Raw genomic sequence first — 19,411 nt, 5'->3', positions numbered from 1 at the left:
CATGCAACTGACCCAATCGGCTCCCGACGGATTCGTTTACGCCACGCTCGCCCAACTGATGGCGCTGGAGCAGCGTGTCCGTGGCCTGAGTTTCCTTTCGCGGCAGCCGCTGTCGAGCATCCTCTCAGGTAGCCACGCTTCCCGCCTGCGAGGACGTGGGCTGAGCTTCGACGAACTGCGCCACTACATTCCCGGTGACGACCTGCGGCATCTCGACTGGCGTGCTTCGATGCGCTTCGGCAAGCCCTTCGTGCGCACCTATACCGAGGAGCGCGACCGGCCGACACTGGTGGTGGTGGATCAGCGCATGAACATGTATTTCGGCTCCCGGCGCAACTTCAAGTCGGTCACGGCGGCGGAGCTGGCAGCTTTGTCGGCCTGGGTGGCTTTCCACGCCGGCGACCGGGTGGGCGGTCTGGTGTTCAACGACCAGCGGCTGGAGCACATCCGCCCGCTGCGCAGCCGAAACCGGGTCCAGGCCCTGTGCGCGGCGGTGGTCCGGGCCAACCAAGGCCTGAACGCTACGATGCCGGACAGCGAGGACAACGACCAACTCAATAACGTGCTGCGCAGCTGTATCGGTGTGGCGGGGCATGACCACCTGATCTGCATCATCAGCGACTTCGCCGGCGTCACTTCGCAGACGGTGCAACTGCTGCGCCAGCTCAGCGCTCACAACGATGTGATCGCCATGCAGGTTTACGACCCGCTTGCGCTGAATGTTCCCGAGAAGGGGCGCGTCACTGTCACACAGGGAGAGCTGCAGGTCGAACTGGAGGTGGAGCGTCGCCAGGTTCATCGCCCCTTGGGTGAGTTCCTCTCCGGACGCCTGCGGGATGTAGCCGAGCTGCTGCGCCGCAGCCAGGTGCCGGTGATGATGATCAGTACCGGTGAGGACAGCCTCGATCAGGTGCGCCGCGAGCTGGGCCGGCTGTCGGGGATGCCGCGATGAGCGCCACGCCGGTGCCGGGTATCGACCAGCTCAAGGAACTGGCCCTGCCGGTGCCCCCCTACAATTATTTCCCGCAGACCTGGGGTTGGCTGGTGTTGCTGCTGGTGGTGTTGTCCATTGCCCTGGTGTGGGGTGCCCTGAAATGGCGACGCTGGCAGCGTGACCGCTACCGGCGGGAAGCCCTGGTACGTCTCGATACCCTGGTAGGGGCACTGGAAGACGCCGGGCAGCGTCTTGCGGCCCTGCGTGAACTGCCCGAGCTGCTCAAGCGGGTTGCCCTGTCCATGCCCGATGCGCCATCAGTGGCGCGCCTGGGGGGCCAGGCATGGCAGGCGTTCCTCGCCGAGCGCGCCCCTGCGCCCTTGCCAGAGGGTTTCGCCAAAGGCCTGTTCACTATCGCCTACGCACCGGATGCCCGAGTCCTGGCGATCCCGGATGCGGAGGTGCGCTCGCTCTTCATCACCAGCCGACACTGGATAGAGGCGCACCGTGTGGCAGTTTGACTACCCCTGGGTGCTCTTCCTGCTGCCGTTGCCGTGGCTGGCGTGGCGTTATCTGGACGAATACCGCGAAGCCCACAGCGCCTTGCGGGTGCCGTTCTTCTCGGCGATGAGCCGGGCCGTGGGTCAGGTACCGGGACACAACGGAAAGCGGGAAGGGCGCTGGCAGCTACTGCTCAATATGCTGGTCTGGGCCCTGCTGCTGGCTGCCTGCGCACGCCCGGTGTTCGTCGAGAAGGCCATCCAGCACGAACAACCGATCCGCGACCTGATGCTCGCCATCGATATTTCCCAGTCCATGGAAACCACCGACTACACCGACGCCAGCGGCAAACAGGTGGACCGCCTGACGGCAGTCAAAGGCGTGGTGCGTGACTTCATCGAGCGGCGCAAGGAGGACCGCATCGGCCTCATCGTGTTCGGCACCGGCGCGTACCCCCAGTCCCCGCTCACCCTCGACCACGCCAGCTTGCGAGTGCTGCTGGATGAGGTCGGCATCGGCATGGCCGGACCGAATACCGCCCTGGGCGATGCCATCGGGCTGACCATCAAGCTGCTGGAGACCGCCAAGGAGCAGGAAAAGGTGCTGATCCTGCTCACCGATGGCAACGATACCGGCAGTGCAATCACTCCGGCTCATGCCGCGAAGATGGCCCGGGAGCGCGGTATCATCGTGCACACCATCGGCATCGGCGACCCCGAGGCCACCGGCGATGCCAAGGTGGACCTGCAAACGCTCCGGGACATCGCCGCGACCACGGGTGGCCGCTTTTTCCGTGCCGATGATCGCGGCGCACTGCTGGACGTCTACGCCACCCTCGACCGGCTTACTCCGCACAAGGTGAAGACCTTCAGCCATCAGCCCAAGCGGGACCTGTTCTGGTGGCCGCTGGGCGCGGCACTCCTGCTCCTGGCGGGCTGTCATCTGCTTGCGGCATCGTTCGGCCGGCTTTCCAAAGGTCCGGCTGCTCGGACGGAAAGGGGACGCTGAGATGGAAATTGACTTCGGCGCCTTCCATTTCCTGCGACCCCTCTGGTTGTTGCTGATCCTTCCTGGCGTGCTGCTGCCGCTCCTCTGGATACGTCGCCATGACCTCAAGCACCAGCTCGAGGGTGTCATCGCGCCGCACCTGATGGAGCGACTGCTCATCACCCCCGAGGACCGCCAGCGCCTGCGCCCGGTGTATCTGCTCGGCGCTTTGCTGGTCCTTGGTGGGCTGGCCGCGGCCGGCCCTACCTGGGAACAGGACAAACCGGCCTTCCTCGATAACCGGGCGCCGCTGATCCTCGCTGTCGACCTTTCGCCGTCCATGGATGCCGACGACGTGCCGCCTACGCGGCTTGCCGCCACCAAGCACAAGCTGCATGACCTGATCCAGCGCCGCGCAGGGGCCCGCACTGCGCTGATCGCCTATGCCGGTGGGGCCCACCTGGTGCTTCCCGCCACCGAAGACCCGCTGCTGTTGGACACCTTCGTCCAGGCCATGGCCACCGATCTGATTGCGCAACCCGGCAAGGACGTGCTCGGTGTGATCGACGAAGCACGCAAGTTGCTGGATGCGGAGAAGGCACCCGGTACCCTGGTGCTGATTACCGACGGCGCCGACGCCAGCCAGTTCGAGTCGATCGGCAAGCGGCTGGCGGGTGGCGACCTGCAGATGCTCGTCCTCGCTGTGGGAAGTCGGGACGGCGGCCTGGTTCGGGATGCTCGCGGCCAGCCGCGCATCGCGGCGGATGGCCGGCCGGTAGCGGCGAGCTTCGACGAGGCTGGACTGAAGCGCCTCGCCGATGCCGCCGATGCCCCGCTGGGCAGCCTGACCCTCAACGACGATGACCTCGATTGGATCGAACTGCACGCCCAGCAGCACTTCCAGGCAGTGCAGGGCGATGGCCGGCAAGTGCACTGGAAAGACGCCGGCTACTGGCTGTGCTGGCCCCTGGCGCTGATTGCCTTGTGCTGCGTGCGGCGCGGTTGGCAGGTTCGCTGGCTGGGTGGGCTGATGCTTGCTGTGTCGCTACTTGGCACATCGGCGCCCACACGGGCCGGCGCCCTGGCGGATGCTTTCTTCACCCCTGACCAGCAGGGGCGCTGGGCCTTCGAACATCAGCATTACCCGGAGGCCGCCGCGCACTTTTCCGACCCTTACTGGAAAGGGCTGGCCGCTTACCAGGCCGCGGATTTCGACCTGGCGCTGGCCAGCTTTGCGCGGCTGGACAGCGCGGTTGCGTACTTCTACCTCGGCAACACCTACGTCCGGCTATTCAAATTCCCTGAAGCCATCGCCGCCTATAAGCAGGCCTTGCAGAAGCAGCCCGATTTTCCCGAGGCCACTGCCAACCTGGCCCTGGCCGAGGCGTTGCTGAAGGATTACGAGGACCAGCAGGAGGAGGGCACTCCCAACGAGAAGCCCGACAAGGTGGTGGAAGACCAGACGCCCTCGCAGGGCGGCAAGTCGGTGCAACAGGACAAGGCCCAGGCCGCTTCCGACCAGGTCTGGCTGAACAACCTGACTACCTCGCCGGCGATGTTCCTCAAGCGCAAGTTCTCGTTGCAGGAAGCCGCCCGCCAGAAAGCTCAGGAGGCAACCCGATGAAGCGCCTGGCATGCCTGCTGCTGCTCTGCCTGTCGTGGCTGGTACAGGCGACTGAGCCCGAGGTAAGGGTACAGCAGCGTCTGGTGCCAGCGGAAGGCGCGGTGGTGGGAGGCATCGTCAATCTGGAGGTGGATCTCCTGGTGGATACCTGGTTCACCGAAGCGCCCATCCTGCCGGGGCTGGACCTGCCCGGTGCGGTGGTTGACCCGCCCAGCGGCGAAGCGCAGCACCTGACCGAACAACTGGATGGCAAAACGTTCTTCGGCCTGCGCTTCACGTACCAGATCACCCCGCAGGCGGCCCAGCGTTTCGATATCCCCGCACTGGCATTCCAGGTCCAGCCGGGACAGGCCAGCGGCCCGGTGAAAATCAGTGGCCAGCCGCTGTCCTTCGTCGCTAGGCCCCTGGCCGGAGCGGGTGACGAGAACCGGCTGGTGGCGCGCAGCGTGAAACTCACCCAGGAGATCCAGCGCTCCCACGATCCGTTGCGCCAGGGAGACAGCATCACGCGCCGCCTGCGCGTAGAGGCCGAGGGCGCCCAGGCCATGCTCATTCCGCCACCGCTGTTCGCCGAGGTGAAAGGGCTCAAACGCTATGTGCAGACGCCCAAGGTGCAACCCCTCAGCGATGGGCGTGGCGGCACCAGCGGTGGCACCCGCGAGGACTCGGCCACGTACGTGATTGGCGATATCGGCACGTACAGTCTGCCGGCCGTCGAACTGAAGTGGTGGGATGCTGCTACCGGCGAGGCGAATAGTGTCTCGGTACCGGCGGTGCCGCTCGAGGCTGCCAAAGGTGCTTACCAGGCTCCGTTCTCCATCAACGAAGACCTGCGTGCCCTCGGGCGGAAGGCGCAGGTGAGGATATCCGGCCACTGGTTGCTATTGGCCGTGCTGCTGTCTTTGCTGGCCGGGCTCGCATACTTCGGTCGGCCCTGGGGGCATGCCACGCTGACTTGGCTGCGGCATTGGCGAGCGGCCCGCCAGCAGGCCTGGTTGGACTCGGCAGAGTATGCCCGGCGACTGGCACAGCAGCAGTTGAAAGCCCGTCCTGTTCAGTTGGGCGGTCTGTATCTTTGGGTTCGCCGCAGTAATGGCAGTAGGACACTGTCGGAATTTTCCCGTGCGTTGCCCGACCGAACTACAAATCATTTGCTAGCCTTCCTCAAAGTTCACTACGGGGCGGCACATGCTGAGAGTCAAGCAGCAACCGACGCGTCGCAGGCATTGCCGGATGTAGGGCGAGCGGTAGCCGCAATGAAGAAGACACCCCGTGCACGGCGCGGACTGAAACCGCTAAATCCCTGAGCCGGTCGTCTCAGGCAAACCGCTACTCAGCAAGGACGTCAAATGCGCCAGTCGCTCGCTTCGCGCAATCTGCGCTGGTTGTTCACGCTCCTCCTGATCCTGCCTCTGCTGGTGCGGGCGCAGGAACCGTTGCCTTCCTGGAAGGACGGCCCCTCGCGCCAGGCCATCGAGGCTTTCGTCAGCGCTGTGACGAAAGAGGGCGGCAAGGATTACGTTCCCCCCGCAGAACGTATCGCGGTGTTCGACAACGATGGCACCCTCTGGAGCGAGCAGCCGATGTACTTCGAAGTGCTGTTCGCCCTGGACGAAGTGAAGCGCCTTGCCCCGCAGCACCCGGAATGGAAGGAGCAGCAACCCTTCAAGGCGGTGCTGGAAGGTGACCAGAAAGCATTGGCCGAGAGCGGTACCGAAGGCTTGATGAAAATCATCGGCGCTACCCACTCGGGCATGAGCACCGAGCAATTCATCGAGCAGAGCCAGGGTTGGCTGGCGAAGGCGGTCCACCCCCGCAGCAAGAAGCCCTACACCGAAATGGTCTACCAGCCGATGCTGGAACTGCTGGCCTACCTGCGGGCCAACGGTTTCAGGACCTATATCGTTTCTGGCGGCGAAGTGGCGTTCATGCGTGCCTTTGCTGAAGAGGTCTACGGAATTCCCCCGGAACAGGTGATCGGCACCACTTTCGAATCCCAGTTCCAGGACAAGGACGGCCAGCTGTCGATCCAGCGCTTGCCGAAGCTGGCGCACAACGACGACGGGCCGGGCAAACCGGTCAGCATCGACACAATCATCGGCCGGCGGCCGATCTTCGCTTTCGGCAACTCCGACGGCGACCTGCAGATGCTCCAGTGGACCATGGCCGGCAATGGCAAGCGCTTCGCCGGTCTGGTCCACCACACCGACGCCACGCGCGAATGGGCCTATGACCGCGAAAGCAAGATCGGCCGGTTGGACAAGGCGCTGGACGCGGCGAAAGCCGGCAACTGGACAGTGGTGGACATGGCAGGGGAGTGGAGCCGTGTCTATCCCTTCGAGAACAACTGACCACCCCTAACGAGGAACCGCAGGAACACAGGGACTCCAGCCAGGCAGTCGGCATCTCTCGTGTACGTAGTCGTGGAGACGACAGCAACGTGAGACGGAGAAAGGCCATATGAAGCGCAGTGGAAGATGGATAACGACATTTGCCCTGGCCGCTACAGCGGCGTTGGGTATCTGTACGGTGAATGCCGCCGACAAGCCGAACATCCTGGTGATCTTCGGCGATGACATCGGACAAACCAACATCAGTGCCTATGGCAAGGGTGTGGTGGGCTACCAAACGCCCAACATCGATCGCATCGCCAAGGAAGGCATGATGTTCACCGACTACTATGCGGAGAACAGTTGCACTGCGGGTCGTTCGACCTTCATTACCGGGCAAGCGTCGTTGCGCACGGGCCTTTCCAAGGTCGGCATGCCGGGGGTGCCAGTTGGCCTGCAGGCGAGAGACGTCACCATCGCCCAGGCACTCAAGGCCCATGGCTATGCCACCGGTCAGTTCGGCAAGAACCACCTTGGCGACCGTGACGAATACCTGCCGACCAACCACGGTTTCGATGAGTTCTTCGGCAATCTCTACCACCTCAACGCTGAAGAGGAACCGGAGCGTCCCTACTGGCCGAAGGACGACCCGGCCTTCGTCAAGGCCGCCTCGCCGCGCGGGGTCATCAAGTCGAGCGCCGACGGCAAGGTCGAAGACACCGGTGCGCTGACCAGAAAGCGGATGGAGACCATCGATGACGAAACCACCCAGGCGGCCATCAATTTCATCGACAAGCAGGTCAAGGCCAACAAGCCCTTCTTCGTCTGGATGAACACCACCCGCATGCACGCCTTCACCCACATTCGCGATTCGATGAAGGGGCAGAGCGGGATGGCGGGCAACGATTACGCCGATGGCATGCTCGAGCACGATGGCGACGTAGGCAAGCTGCTCAAGACCCTCGACGACTTGAAGATCACCGACAACACCATCGTCGTCTACACCACCGACAACGGACCGAACCAGTGGTCCTGGCCGGATGCGGCGACCACGCCATTCCGCAACGAGAAAAACTCGAACTGGGAAGGCGCGTTCCGGGTGCCGGCGATCATCCGTTGGCCGGGCAAGGTCAAACCCGACACCATCTCCACCCAGATGTTCTCCGGTCTCGACTGGTTCCCAACCCTGCTTGCCGCAGTGGGTGACGCGGACATCAAGGAGCGCCTGCTGAAAGGCACCGACCTTGGCGGCAAGACCTTCAAGGTGCATCTGGACGGTTACAACCAACTGGATTACCTGACCGGGAAAACCGACAAGAGCGCACGAAACGAGTTCTACTACTTCAACGATGACGGTGAACTCGTATCGATGCGCTTCGAGAACTGGAAGATCGTCTGGTGCGAACAGCGTGCACCGGGCGGTCTGCAGGTCTGGAGCGAGCCCTTTACCTGCCTGCGGGTGCCCAAGCTGTTCAACCTGCGGATGGATCCCTACGAGCGGGCCGACATCGTCTCCGACCAGTACTACGACTGGCTGACCAAGAACGATTACCTGATCTTCCAGGGGACGCAAAAGGCTGCGGCATTCCTGCAGACCTTCGTCGATTACCCGCCGAGCCAGCGGCCGGCGAGCTTCAGCATCGACCAGATCCGCGAGAACGTGGACAAGAAAATCGAAGAGAAAATGAAACAGCAGTAGCAGGGCCCGGTGCCCGCCCGCTGGCGGGCACCTTCCTTTCAACTACCTTTTGCGGGTTGCCCAATCCGATAAGGCCAGTCGATGTCCTCAGCCGCGAGTTCGTCCCGTGCGCGTTCCCGAGCCACGGCGCGTGAAGATGCCCGCAAACGGCTCCCCTTGCAGATACTGATTCCCGCAGCGCTGCTGTTCATCTCTGGTGGAGCTGCCCTGGTCTACCAGGTGCTTTGGGTCAAGCAGCTTTCCCTGGTGGTGGGGGTGGAGGTCTACGCCGTCACCACCGGTATCAGTGCGTTCTTCGCCGGACTCGCCCTCGGAGGGCTGGTATTCGGTCGCTGGGCCGATCGCCTGCGCCGTCCCGTGCGGCTCTACGCGTTGCTGGAACTCGCCGTGGCCGTGCTTGGGGTCGGCGCCACGCTGGCCCTGGCCAACTCGGCCGGGCTGTTCGCGCGATTGGAAGACCGGATCGGCCTGCTGGCCTGGTTGTTACCCTTCCTGCTGGTCGGGCTGCCAGCCTTTCTCATGGGCGGCACGCTTCCAGTGCTGGTCCGCTCCCTGACGCCTGCGGACGGTCAAATGGGCGAAGCCGGTGGGCGGCTTTACGCGGCCAACACAGCTGGCGCGATTGCCGGAACCTTGCTGGCAGCCTTCGTCCTGTTGCCGCAACTGGGAGTTACCGGCAGCGCGTTCGCGGCAGCTTGCCTCAACCTGGCGGCGGCTGCCGGTGCCTGGCTTTTCCGGCGCAGTGACGATCTCCCGGCGCAGCCGCCCGTATCCGCGCGGATGCCGCGCTCACCAGCGGCGCGCCTCGCTATCGCTCTGTATTGTGTGGCTGGTGGCGTGGCGCTCGGCTACGAAGTGGTCTGGAGCCAGTCCATCGTTCAGTTCATGAGCACACGCACCTTCGCCTTCGCAATGGTGCTTGCTACCTACCTAACCGGTCTCGTGTTGGGTAGCGCCCTGTATGCCCGACGCGCCGACCGGATTCGCGATCCGTGGGGGCTGTTTGGCCTGCTGATCGCCGCTGCCGGCTTGATCGCCTTGCTGCAGGTCGCCGGTTTAGGTCGCTGGTTGGTAATCGCCCAGACCCAGATGGAAATGCTCGTGCTTCAGGTCACCGGCAATGAACTGGCCGGCATGTGCGCGCGCTTTGCCACGGCGGCGTTGAGCATGGTCTTCCTGCCCACCACCTTGCTGGGTGCCGCTTTCCCCTTGGCCCTGCGGCTGGCAGTGGACAGCGGGCACGTCGGTCGCGACGTGGGTGTGGTAGTCGCTCTCAATACACTGGGCGGCATCATCGGCGTCATGCTCACTGGCTTCCTGCTGGTACCCGGCGTGGGCCTGGTGCGTACCTTGGCAGTGCTCGCCGTGCTGGCCGCGCTGGTGGGTTGCATTGCCGCCTGGCGCGGGGCAGAAGTCGGTCCAAGCATGCGTGGGACGATCCTGGCCTTGGCCGTCACGACACTGGCTATCGCCGTGTTAACGCCGCCTCAGCGGCTGGCGGAGCTACTGCCCGGTGCACGCAACGGGCAGATCACGTTCTACGAGGAGGGCAGGGGTGGCACCGTCGCCGTCGTCACCCAGGGACGCCAGGGGCGCGAGTTCAGCCGCCTCTACATCCAGGGTGTGTCCAATACCGGCGACGCCATGCCGTCCTTGCGCTACATGCGTCTGCAAGCGCTGCTTCCACTGCTGATCCACCGTCAGGAACCGCAGTCGGCGTTGGTCATCGGTTTCGGCACTGGCATCACCGCAGGCGCCATGCTGCGTTACCCCGGCCTGCAACGACCGGTAGTAGCGGAGCTACTGCCCGAGGTGCTGGCGGCCGCGCCACTGTTCAAAGGCAATTTCGACGCCGTGAACGACCCACGTCTGGATATCCGCCTGCGCGATGGCCGCCGCGAACTGCTGCGCAGTGCCGAGCGCTACGACCTGGTCACCCTGGAACCGCCGCCACCCTCGGCAGCCGGGGTGGTCAACCTCTATTCGCGCGACTTCTACCAACTGGCGGCTTCGCGACTCCAGGTCGGCGGCCTTGTCGCACAATGGCTGCCGCTGCCGACCCAGAACGACGAGGACAGCCGCTCCCTGGTACGCAGCTTCCTCGATGTCTTCCCCCATGCGTCGCTGTGGACCACCGAGTTCCACGAGATGCTGCTGATCGGCTCGCTGGAGCCTCAGGAGCTGGATGTTGCGCGAATCCGCCAACGCTTCGAGCAACCCGAAGTCGCCGCGGCACTGGGAGCGGTTGGCGTGGATTCGGCAGCGGCCCTGTTGGCCACCTGGGTAACTGACCGTGACGGTCTGGAACGTTATGCCGGTGATGCGCTTGCGGTCACCGATGATCGTCCACGAATCGAATACGCATCCTGGGTACGCAGCAAGGAGATCACGCGTGTACTGCCGGAGCTGCTGGCCCTGCGCACAACGCCGCCACTGGTGAATGCCGACGCCGGTTTCCGGGGCGCGGTGGACGACCAGTGGCGCTCCCTGGCCCGCTTCTACGCCCTGACGCTGCACGCCTACAACGGCAACCGCCAGGCATGGGCCCGTGAAACCCGCGAGCTGGCCCGCAGCGATGGCAACAACCCCTATTACCGCTGGTTCATCGGTAACGGGCTGTAGGTTCGCGACGGTTTCAAGGGATACCGCCTTTCCCATCCACCAACCTGCGTTGCCCAGGCGCTGCAATGTTGGGTCTCGTTCCTCGGACCAACCTACGGCAGGACCGTGTCCTGCTTGGCGAATGAATTCGCCCCTGCAGGAAAAGCGCTGAGGTCGAACGTTGGCTGCGACTGCACCCTCTCCCTCCGGGAGAGGGTTGGGGTGAGGGGGGCCCGACAGCCGTATCCACCTCGCTTTCCTCTCCGCTGACTTGTAAGGGGTCTGCCAGCCTCCAGTGGGCTTTCAGCACCGGGTCGAAGTACACAGGGCAAGCTTCACCCGCAGCCTTGTCGCAGACGGTGATGACGATATCGGGCGGGTTGTCCTCGAAGGTGTCGTTGCCCTTGCTGCGCAAACCATCGATGGCGATTCCGGCCTGTTGCAGCGTGGTGAGACTGCGGGGCAAGACCGCGCCTCTGGGAAAGCTTCCGGCGCTCACGGGTTCGAATCCTTCTGGAGCCAGGTGGTTGAGCATGGCTTCGGAAAGAATGCTGCGGCCGCTGTTGGCTGTGCACATGAACAGGACGCGCATCTTTACCTCTGCCGCCTCCGGACGGACGTCAAAGGCTAAGGCGCAGTGCCAGCGCCGAAAGCGTGATCAAGAGCACCGGCAGGGTCAGCAGAATGCCGACCCTGAAGTAGTAACCCCAGGTGATGCGGATGCCCTTGCGTTCCAGCACATGCAGCCAGAGCAGGGTGGCGAGGCTGCCGATCGGGGTGATCTTGGGACCGAGGTCGCAGCCGATGACATTGGCGTAAACCATGGCATCCCGAACAACGTCCGAGGCGTCGGTCGCCTGAATCGACAAGGCGCCGACCAGCACGGTAGGCATGTTGTTCATCACCGACGACAGTAGTGCCGTCAGCAAGCCGGTACCCAGAGCCGCGCCCCAAACGCCATACCCGGCGAGGGCGTCGAGCGCGGCTGTCAGGTAGTTCGTCAGGCCTGCGTTCTTCAGGCCATAGACCACCAGGTACATGCCCAGGGAGAAGATCACGACCTGCCACGGGGCTTCACGCAGTACGCGTCGGGTGGCGATCACATGGCCGCGCGCGGCCACGGCGAACAACACGGTCGCGCACGCGGCCGCCACGATACTGATCGGAATGCCCAGGGGCTCCAGCGCGAACAGACCGAGCAGCAAGGCCGCCAGAACGCACCAGCCTACCCGGAACGTCGCACGATCACGGATGGCCAGTTGCGGGTCTTTAAGTTGCGCCAGGTCATAGGTAGACGGAATGTCGCGACGGAAGAACAGCAGCAGCGCACACAGTGTGGCGGCGACGCTGACCAGGTTGACCGGAACCATCACCGCGGCGTACTCGCTGAATCCCAGATCGAAGTAGTCGGCGGACACAATGTTCACCAGGTTCGACACCACCAGCGGCAGGCTGGCGGTGTCGGCAATGAAGCCCGCTGCCATGACGAATGCCAGGGTAGAGGCCGCTGAAAAGCGCAGCGCCATCAGCATTGAAATCACGATTGGCGTGAGAATGAGCGCCGCACCGTCGTTGGCGAACAGCGCCGAGACGGCGGCCCCCAGCAGCACGGTGAAGGCGAACAGACGCCGACCACTGCCTTTTGCCCAGCGCGCAACATGCAGGGCCGACCATTGGAAGAAACCGGCCTCATCCAGCAGCAGGCTGATGATGATGACGGCAATGAAGGTTGCAGTGGCATTCCAGACGATGTCCCACACGGTCGGTATATCGCCGACGGATACCACTCCGGTGACCAGGGCGAGAAGCGCGCCGAATGATGCGCTCCAACCGACGCCCAGCCCCTTGGGCTGCCAGATCACCAGTGTGATGGTGATGGCAAAGATGACAAACGCAGAAATCACGGAAACTCCTCGGAAACCCTATGTCAGCAGCAGGCTGCGCTGCGAACTGGGCGGTCGCCCATTTGCTGAAGGCGGAAACTGTCCTGCCGAAGCCATACAGCGTTGGCTTCCAGCGTGGTTTGCAGCACGCCATGTGCCCATTCCGGGAGGTCTGGATTGAGCTTGTAGTACACCCATTGCCCTTGGCGGCGATCCAGCAGCAGGCCACATCCGCGCAGTTGGGCGAGGTGACGGGAAATCTTCGGTTGGCCATCGCCCAATGCGCAGACCAACTCGCACACGCACAGCTCCCCCTCCTGAGCAATCAGGAGCGCCGCGCGGGCACGGGTTTCATCGGATAGGCATTTGAAGAGATCGGATGGGGTCAGGGCGCTGAACATCGTTGGGGACTGAATATACGAAAATTCGAATATACGGAGCGCCATATATAAAGATCAAGCCCTTGCCCGGGTTGGAGGCGCCGTCTCACAGCGATGCGTTCACGCTGAGAACCGGCCCCTCGTATGTCCGGGCCGTTACTCCGCCCCGGTGATGCTCAGGATGGAGGCATTCACGCCTTCACCTTGAACGCGAAGGTGACGTTCTCGCCCGCTTCAACACGTTTGAGTTGCTCCTGGCTGGCAGCGAATGCCATCGTCATCGGCGGCCATTTCAGGGTTGGCACGGCCCCATGGGAAATCGTGATTGTGCCCTTGGCTACATCGACTGGCTTGACCGTGCCATTGGCCTCGGCAGTTTGTGCCTGCGCCCGGGAGGGCTCGGTTGGCATGCTGTCCATGTTCATACCGGGCATATCGTCTGCGAGAGCGGGTAGGGCCGAAGCAAGGACGAGCGCCGCTGCAGCGCCGAGTGCAGTTCTCATGAAGCTTCTCCAAGGGTGGTTTGCGAAGTGGGGTGGGGTTGTGGGCGACGGCGCATCAGCCAATACGCTGCCGGGATGACGAACAGGGATAGCAGCGGGGCGGTGATCATGCCGCCGACCATGGGCACAGCGATGCGGCTCATCACTTCGCTGCCGGTTCCGCCGCTCCAGAGGATTGGCAGCAGGCCGGCGATGATGACGGCGACGGTCATCGCCTTGGGGCGCACGCGTTGTACTGCGCCTTCCCGAATGGCTCCGCGCAGCGCTTCATTCGTGGAATGTCCGGCCGCCTGTTTGTCAATCCAGGCGTTCTTCAGGTAGAGCACCATGATTACGCCGAACTCGGCAGCCACGCCGGCCAGGGCGATGAAGCCCACTCCTGTGGCAACCGACAGGTTGAAGCCCATCAGGTAGAGGAACCAGACGCCTCCGGTCAACGCGAACGGGAGCGTGGCCATGATCAGCAGGGCCTCATCGACGCGACCGAAGGTGAGGTAGAGCAGAACGAATATGATCGCCAACGTGGCCGGTACCACGAGCTTCAGACGGGCATTGGCCCGTTCCAGGAATTCGAACTGTCCGGAGTAGCTGAGGCTCATGCCGGGCATCAGTCTCACCGAGCCTTCGACCGCCTGGCGCAGGTCGGCCACGACCGAGGCCAGGTCTCGCCCGCGAACGTCGATGTACACCCAGCCCGAGGGACGAGCGTTTTCGCTCTTGAGCATGGGCGGCCCATCGGTGATCCGGATCCGCGCTACTGTCCCGAGCGTGATCTGACCACCCTGTGAGGTGTAGATGGGCAGTTGCTCCAGTGCACCGACCGTGTCCCGCCACTCACGCGGGTAGCGCAGGTTGATGGGATAGCGCGCCAGTCCTTCCACAGTCTCGCCGATGTTCTCGCCACCAATGGCGCCGGCGACGATCGCTTGCACGTCGGCGATGTTCATCCCGTAGCGAGCGGCAGCCTGTCGATCGATATCCACGTCTATGTAGCGACCGCCTGTAAGGCGTTCGGCGAGGGCCGAAGTTACGCCCGGCACCGTTCGGGCTGCACGCTCGACGGCTTGGGTCACCTGGTCGATCTCGGCGAGATTGGTCCCGGCGACCTTAACCCCGATAGGGCTCTTGATACCCGTCGCCAGCATGTCGATTCGATTGCGAATCGGTGGAATCCAGATATTGGTCAGGCCCGGTACCTTGACCACGCGATCAAGCTCTTCCACCAGTTTTTCGCTGGTCATTCCCGCACGCCACTGATCCTTGGGCTTGAAGCGCACCGTGGTCTCGAACATCTCCAACGGCGCAGGGTCGGTGGCCGACTCGGCGCGTCCAGCCTTGCCAGACACACCCTCTACCTCCGGGACGGTCTTGATCAGTCGATCAGTCTGCTGCAACAGCTCCGAGGCTTTCTGCACGGAAAGGCCGGGCAACGCCGAAGGCATGTAGAGCAGGTCACCCTCGTCCAGGGGCGGCAGGAACTCCCCGCCAAGTCGGGAAACTGGCCAAAGCGTCGTCAGGAATGTCAGCAAAGCGATCGCAAGGGTCGTTCTGGGATGCCGCAACACGGCATCCAGGACCGGCTGGTACAGCCGAATCAGCCCACGATTGAGCGGATTGCGCTGCTCGGCTGGTAGCTGCCCACGTATCCAGTAGCCCATCAGCACCGGGATCAGCGTCACCGACAAACCGGCAGCGGCCGCCATCGCGTAGGTCTTGGTAAAGGCCAGTGGGCCGAAGAGGCGACCCTCCTGCGCCTCCAGGCTGAACACTGGAATGAACGACAGGGTGATGATCATCAGGCTGAAGAACAACGCCGGGCCAACCTCGACCGCTGCATCGGTCATAACTCGCCAGTGCTGGTCTGCGCGCAAGGTTTCGTGGGGATGGCTGGCGTTCCAGGCTTCTATGCGCTTGTGGGCGTTCTCGATCATCACGACGGCGGCGTCGACCATGGCGCCTATCGCAATGGCGATTCCGCCCAGCGACATGATGTTGGCGTTGATGCCCTGGTAACGCATGACCGCGAACGCGATCAGCACGCCTACCGGTAGCGCGACGATGGCAACCATGGACGAGCGCAGGTGCCAGAGGAACGCGGCGCAGACCAATGCGACCACGATGAACTCTTCGATCAGTTTCTGGCTGAGATTGCGTACCGCCCGTTCGATCAGCTGGCTGCGGTCGTAGGTGATGACCACTTCGACTCCGTCGGGAAGGCTCTTTTCCAACTCGTCGAGCTTGGCCTTCACGGCGGCGATGGTGTCACGCGCGTTCTTCCCGCTGCGCAGGATCACTACGCCGCCGACAGTTTCCCCCTCGCCATCGAGCTCGGCGATGCCCCGGCGCATCTCCGGCCCGAGCTGGATCGTCGCCACATCGCCGAGGGTGACGGGGGTACCCTCGGGCGTCAGCTTCAGGGGTACGGCACGGAAGTCGGCGAGGGTCTTCAGGTAGCCCGAAGCCCTGACCATGAACTCGGCTTCGCCCAGTTCCAGCACGGCGCCACCGGTTTCCTGGTTGGCCTTGCCGATGGCTTCCGTCACCTCGCGCTGGGTGATACCCAGGCCGGCAAGGCGGATCGGGTCTACCTGGACCTGATACTGCCTCACCATGCCGCCCACCGAGGCGACTTCGGCCACATTGGGCAGGGTTTTCAGCTCGAACTTGAGAAACCAGTCCTGTAGCGCTCGAAGTTGTGCCAGATCATGGTTTCCGCTGCGGTCGACCAGCGCGTACTGGAAAATCCAGCCAACCCCCGTGGCGTCTGGGCCCAGTGCCGGTTTAGCGGCCGCCGGCAAGCGCCCTTGCACCTGGTTCAGGTATTCGAGCACTCGCGAGCGCGCCCAGTAAAGGTCGGTACCGTCCTCGAACAGCACGTATACGAAGCTGTCACCGAAGAAGGAGAAGCCCCTGACCGTTTTGGCTCCTGGTACCGATAGCATCGTTGTGGTCAGCGGGTAGGTGACCTGGTTCTCGACGATCTGCGGCGCCTGCCCTGGATAGGGCGTGCGGATGATGACCTGTACGTCAGAGAGGTCGGGCAAGGCGTCGATGGGGGTGCTGCGCAGCGACCAGACTCCCCAGACAACGGCAAACAGGGTGGCCAGCAGCACCAGGAATCGATTGGCGACCGACCAGCGAATCAGTTTCTCGATCATGGCGAGCCCTCCAGTTTCTCCAGTTGCTCGATCAGCAAGCCGGAATCGCTTTCGCGCACATGCAGCCTGATGCGATCACCCGTCTTCAGACCCTGTGCCAGTTCGGGTTTGGCCAGGGGAAAGGTCATGGTCATTCCTGGCATTGCCAAGGTCTTGAAGGGACCGTGGGAAACGGTCAGTTCCTGGGCGCCGACTTCGACGACGCTGCCCTCGGCCTCATGCAGGGTAGGGCGGTCCACGGGCATCGCTGGCTTGCCGAGCGACCTGGCCTCGATACCTCGCAGGCTGGCTTCGGAATCGATCAGGAACTGCCCGGACGCGACGACTCGCTGACCAGCTGCCAATCCGTCGAGCACCGCCACTTGATCTGCGCTCTCCTGACCCAACCGGATTTCAACCGGCCGGAAGCGGCCGCTTTCTTCCGCGAGCATCACCAGCGCGCGTTTGCCCGTGCGGATGACCGCTTCGCTGGGTAGCAGCAACAGGTCGGCCTGGCTTGGCTGGTTCAGCCGAACCTGCGCAGTCATGCCTGGCCGCAAGCGGCCATCGGGATTGGCCAGTTCGATGCGCACGCGCAACGTGCGGCTTTGCGCATCGCTTTCGGGCAACACGGTGGAGAGTGCCCCGTGGATCACCTCCTCGGGGAGGGCCGGCAGTCGCGCTTCGACCGCCTGCCCGATCTGCAATACGCCAGCCTGGGACTCCGGGATGGCGGCCTCCAGCCAGACGTGTTTCAGGCCGTTGATCCGGGCAAGGGTCTGTCCGGCTGCCAGGGTCATGCCAGGGCGCACATCGAGCTCGCGAATCACACCGCTGATGGGGCTGGTCAGCGTCATGACCGGCCTGGCTTTACCACCGCGCTCGACCTGCGCGATCAGTTCCGCGGGCATCCCGATCAGTCGCAGACGCTGGCGGGCCGCAGCTGAAAGGGCCTGGTCGCCGCTGTGGCGCAATGCCAGAAACTCTTCCTGGGCGGCCGCCCATTCCGGTATCAGCAGGTCGGCGAGGGGCGCGCCGGCTTCGATGAGGTCACCAGGCGCGCGGGCGTAGGTGCGTTCGACAAATCCGCCGGCCCGCGCCTGTACCAGTGCCACCTCTCGCGCATTGAAGGCGAGGACGCCGGATACTTGCAGGGTTCGCTCAAGTTTGCCCTTGGTGACCGTGGTCAACCGCACGCCGAGGTTCTGCTGGATGCCCGGTTCGATGCGTACGGACGAACTATCGCCTGCTTCGTCTGCATACTTGGGAACCAGCTGCATCTCCATGAAGGGCGACTTGCCGGGGCTGTCGAACTTCTGCTGCGGGAACATGGGGTCGTACCAGTAGAGCGGTTGGCGGTCGGCTTCGGGAGTGCCGCGATTGCCTTCGGTGACCGTGGATGCCTCCTGCATACGCCCTTGGACCGCATACCAGTAGCCACCTGCCGCGCCTGCGAGCAGGGCCAGGCTCATCATCGCCGGCAACTTCCAGGATGCACGACTCATGGCCGACCCTCCCCGTAGGTGAAGTGCAGGCGGGCAGCGGCCAATGCTTTCAAACCTTGCAGATCAAGCTCCTTGAGCCTGGCCTGGACAAGCTCACGGCGTGCCGCGATGACACTGGCCAACTCGGTGTTCCCGGCGCGGTAACCGGCCAGGGCGAGCGTTACCTTGTCGATGGCCAGGGGCACCAGCGTCGACTGACTGCGCGTCACTGCACGTTCCAGGCGCTGGTAATCCGCCAGATCCGTCTCCAGTTGTTGGGCGTGCTCACGCACCAGGGCTTCGCGCTCTGCCTCCAGCTGATCCATCCGGGCGCGTTGCGCGGCAATCTTTGGGTCTTGGCGAGTGCCGGGAAACAGTGGCAGGTCGAAGGTGAATTGCACCGTCATCATGTCGCCGAACTCGCGCCCACGGCGCTGGTAGTCCACCTCCCAGCTCCAGTCCGATTTTTTCTCCGCTTCGGCCTCCCGCACCTGGGCTTCGGCTTCTCGTGCCATCGGCTCGTAGGCCGCCAGTTCGGGGTGTCGATGGAGGGCGCGCAGATAGCTGGGGGCGTCGATGGGCCAGTGTGGAAAGTCGCCGGCAAGGGGTAGGGCGGCCTCGTGGCCAACCCAGCGCTTGAGTGCCGCACGCGCCTGGGCCGCCTGGAGTGTCAGGTCGTCCTGCTGCTCTGCCAACTGGGCTGCTTCCTGTCGGGGTTCAACTGCATCAAGCGGCTGGCCTCGACCTCCGGCCAGGCGGGCCCGAACGGTTTCCGCCAGCAGGCGATTCTCCCGGAAGAAGTCCTCGAATCGGGCGAGCTTTCGCTGCTCGGTGTAGGTCGCGATCCAGGCCAGGGCAGTTTCCCTGCGGACTTTCACGCGTTCGGCTTCCGCCTCGGCAGCAGCCCGATCCACCGAAGCTTGGGCCGTTTCGACTCGCGCCTTGCGCTTGTCGCGATTGGGCATTTCCTGCATCACGCCGACCATCTGCATGGTCATGAAATCGCGATCCAGGCTCCAACGGTCTTCACCCTCGACGGGGACGTTCTGCACGCCCAGAACGAGCTTCGGATCAGGTAGCTCACCGGCAGGTATCGCGGCATTCTTCGCCGCATCCAGCTTGGCCGCCTGAGCGGACAAGGACGGTGCATTGCGCTCGGCCAACCGCAACGCGTCGTCCAGCGACAGCGAAGCCCCCCGGCTCGGCAAGGTGAAGAGCATCATTGCCAGGGCAGCCACAACAGGCAGCCCGAAGCAAGGATTCAAGGCAGTCATTTGACGACTCCTCTGAATATTCAGCGCGTAAGCGCATGCCCTCCCGCAGTCGCAAGCGACGCAGGTGGGAGTTC

General features: G+C 63.7%; 14 protein-coding genes and 1 pseudogene. 8 read left to right on the top strand and 7 right to left on the bottom strand.

What is annotated here, in order from left to right; translation table 11 throughout:
* Position 1 precedes the first annotated feature (1 nt).
* The 8 genes from SA496_RS11985 (at position 2) to SA496_RS11950 (ending at position 10,697) form a co-directional block, all read left to right on the top strand.
* Complete coding sequence (locus tag SA496_RS11985; protein ID WP_330115476.1) at positions 2 to 952, top strand: DUF58 domain-containing protein; 951 nt, start codon at positions 2 to 4, stop codon at positions 950 to 952.
* A complete protein-coding gene (locus SA496_RS11980; RefSeq protein ID WP_330115475.1) occupies positions 949 to 1,455 on the top strand; it encodes a DUF4381 domain-containing protein in 507 nt (168 codons plus the stop codon). The genes SA496_RS11985 and SA496_RS11980 overlap by 4 nt, the downstream gene beginning before the upstream one ends.
* The gene (locus tag SA496_RS11975; RefSeq protein ID WP_120651032.1) at positions 1,442 to 2,443 is read left to right on the top strand and encodes a vWA domain-containing protein; all 1,002 of its coding nucleotides are present in this window, start codon (positions 1,442 to 1,444) and stop codon (positions 2,441 to 2,443) included. The genes SA496_RS11980 and SA496_RS11975 overlap by 14 nt, the downstream gene beginning before the upstream one ends.
* A 1-nt stretch (position 2,444) precedes the next feature.
* On the top strand, positions 2,445 to 4,046 hold the full coding sequence (locus tag SA496_RS11970; RefSeq protein ID WP_153920064.1) for a VWA domain-containing protein: 1,602 nt from the start codon (positions 2,445 to 2,447) through the stop codon (positions 4,044 to 4,046).
* On the top strand, positions 4,043 to 5,353 hold the full coding sequence (locus SA496_RS11965) for a hypothetical protein (protein WP_330115474.1): 1,311 nt from the start codon (positions 4,043 to 4,045) through the stop codon (positions 5,351 to 5,353). Before SA496_RS11970 ends, SA496_RS11965 begins: the two co-directional genes overlap by 4 nt.
* Positions 5,354 to 5,395: 42 nt before the next feature.
* Entirely contained in the window at positions 5,396 to 6,397 is a 1,002-nt protein-coding gene (locus tag SA496_RS11960) for an HAD family hydrolase (RefSeq protein ID WP_330115473.1), read from the top strand.
* A 109-nt stretch (positions 6,398 to 6,506) separates the two neighbouring features.
* Entirely contained in the window at positions 6,507 to 8,075 is a 1,569-nt protein-coding gene (locus SA496_RS11955) for an arylsulfatase (RefSeq protein ID WP_120651036.1), read from the top strand.
* A gap of 81 nt (positions 8,076 to 8,156) precedes the next feature.
* Positions 8,157 to 10,697, top strand: a complete 2,541-nt coding sequence (locus SA496_RS11950) for a fused MFS/spermidine synthase (protein ID WP_330115472.1) — start codon at positions 8,157 to 8,159, stop codon at positions 10,695 to 10,697.
* Positions 10,698 to 10,914: 217 nt separating this feature from the next.
* Here SA496_RS11950 and SA496_RS11945 read toward each other — a convergent pair.
* The 7 genes and pseudogenes from SA496_RS11945 to SA496_RS11915 all read right to left on the bottom strand — a co-directional run.
* Positions 10,915 to 11,268, bottom strand: a pseudogene (locus SA496_RS11945) (arsenate reductase ArsC); the annotation flags it as partial.
* Positions 11,269 to 11,296: 28 nt separating this feature from the next.
* Positions 11,297 to 12,580, bottom strand: coding sequence for an arsenic transporter (locus tag SA496_RS11940; RefSeq protein ID WP_120651038.1), 1,284 nt, complete (start codon positions 12,578 to 12,580; stop codon positions 11,297 to 11,299).
* Positions 12,581 to 12,603: 23 nt separating this feature from the next.
* Positions 12,604 to 12,960: a metalloregulator ArsR/SmtB family transcription factor gene (locus SA496_RS11935; RefSeq protein ID WP_120651039.1), complete on the bottom strand. Its 357-nt coding sequence runs from the start codon at positions 12,958 to 12,960 to the stop codon at positions 12,604 to 12,606.
* 170 nt (positions 12,961 to 13,130) lie between these two features.
* Positions 13,131 to 13,442, bottom strand: a complete 312-nt coding sequence (locus tag SA496_RS11930) for a copper-binding protein (RefSeq protein WP_330115471.1) — start codon at positions 13,440 to 13,442, stop codon at positions 13,131 to 13,133.
* Positions 13,439 to 16,600 carry an efflux RND transporter permease subunit gene (locus tag SA496_RS11925; RefSeq protein WP_330115470.1) on the bottom strand — a complete coding sequence of 1,054 codons (3,162 nt, stop codon included), beginning with the start codon at positions 16,598 to 16,600 and terminating at the stop codon, positions 13,439 to 13,441. The genes SA496_RS11930 and SA496_RS11925 overlap by 4 nt, the downstream gene beginning before the upstream one ends.
* Positions 16,597 to 18,084, bottom strand: coding sequence for an efflux RND transporter periplasmic adaptor subunit (locus SA496_RS11920; protein WP_280358818.1), 1,488 nt, complete (start codon positions 18,082 to 18,084; stop codon positions 16,597 to 16,599). The genes SA496_RS11925 and SA496_RS11920 overlap by 4 nt, the downstream gene beginning before the upstream one ends.
* The gene (locus SA496_RS11915) at positions 18,081 to 19,337 is read right to left on the bottom strand and encodes a TolC family protein (protein ID WP_330115469.1); all 1,257 of its coding nucleotides are present in this window, start codon (positions 19,335 to 19,337) and stop codon (positions 18,081 to 18,083) included. Before SA496_RS11915 ends, SA496_RS11920 begins: the two co-directional genes overlap by 4 nt.
* Between the last annotated feature and the right edge of the window lie 74 nt (positions 19,338 to 19,411).

The organism is Pseudomonas sp. JS3066 (assembly GCF_036328175.1).
Classification (GTDB): domain Bacteria; phylum Pseudomonadota; class Gammaproteobacteria; order Pseudomonadales; family Pseudomonadaceae; genus Metapseudomonas.
This window is presented reverse-complemented; position numbering and strand designations above follow the sequence as displayed.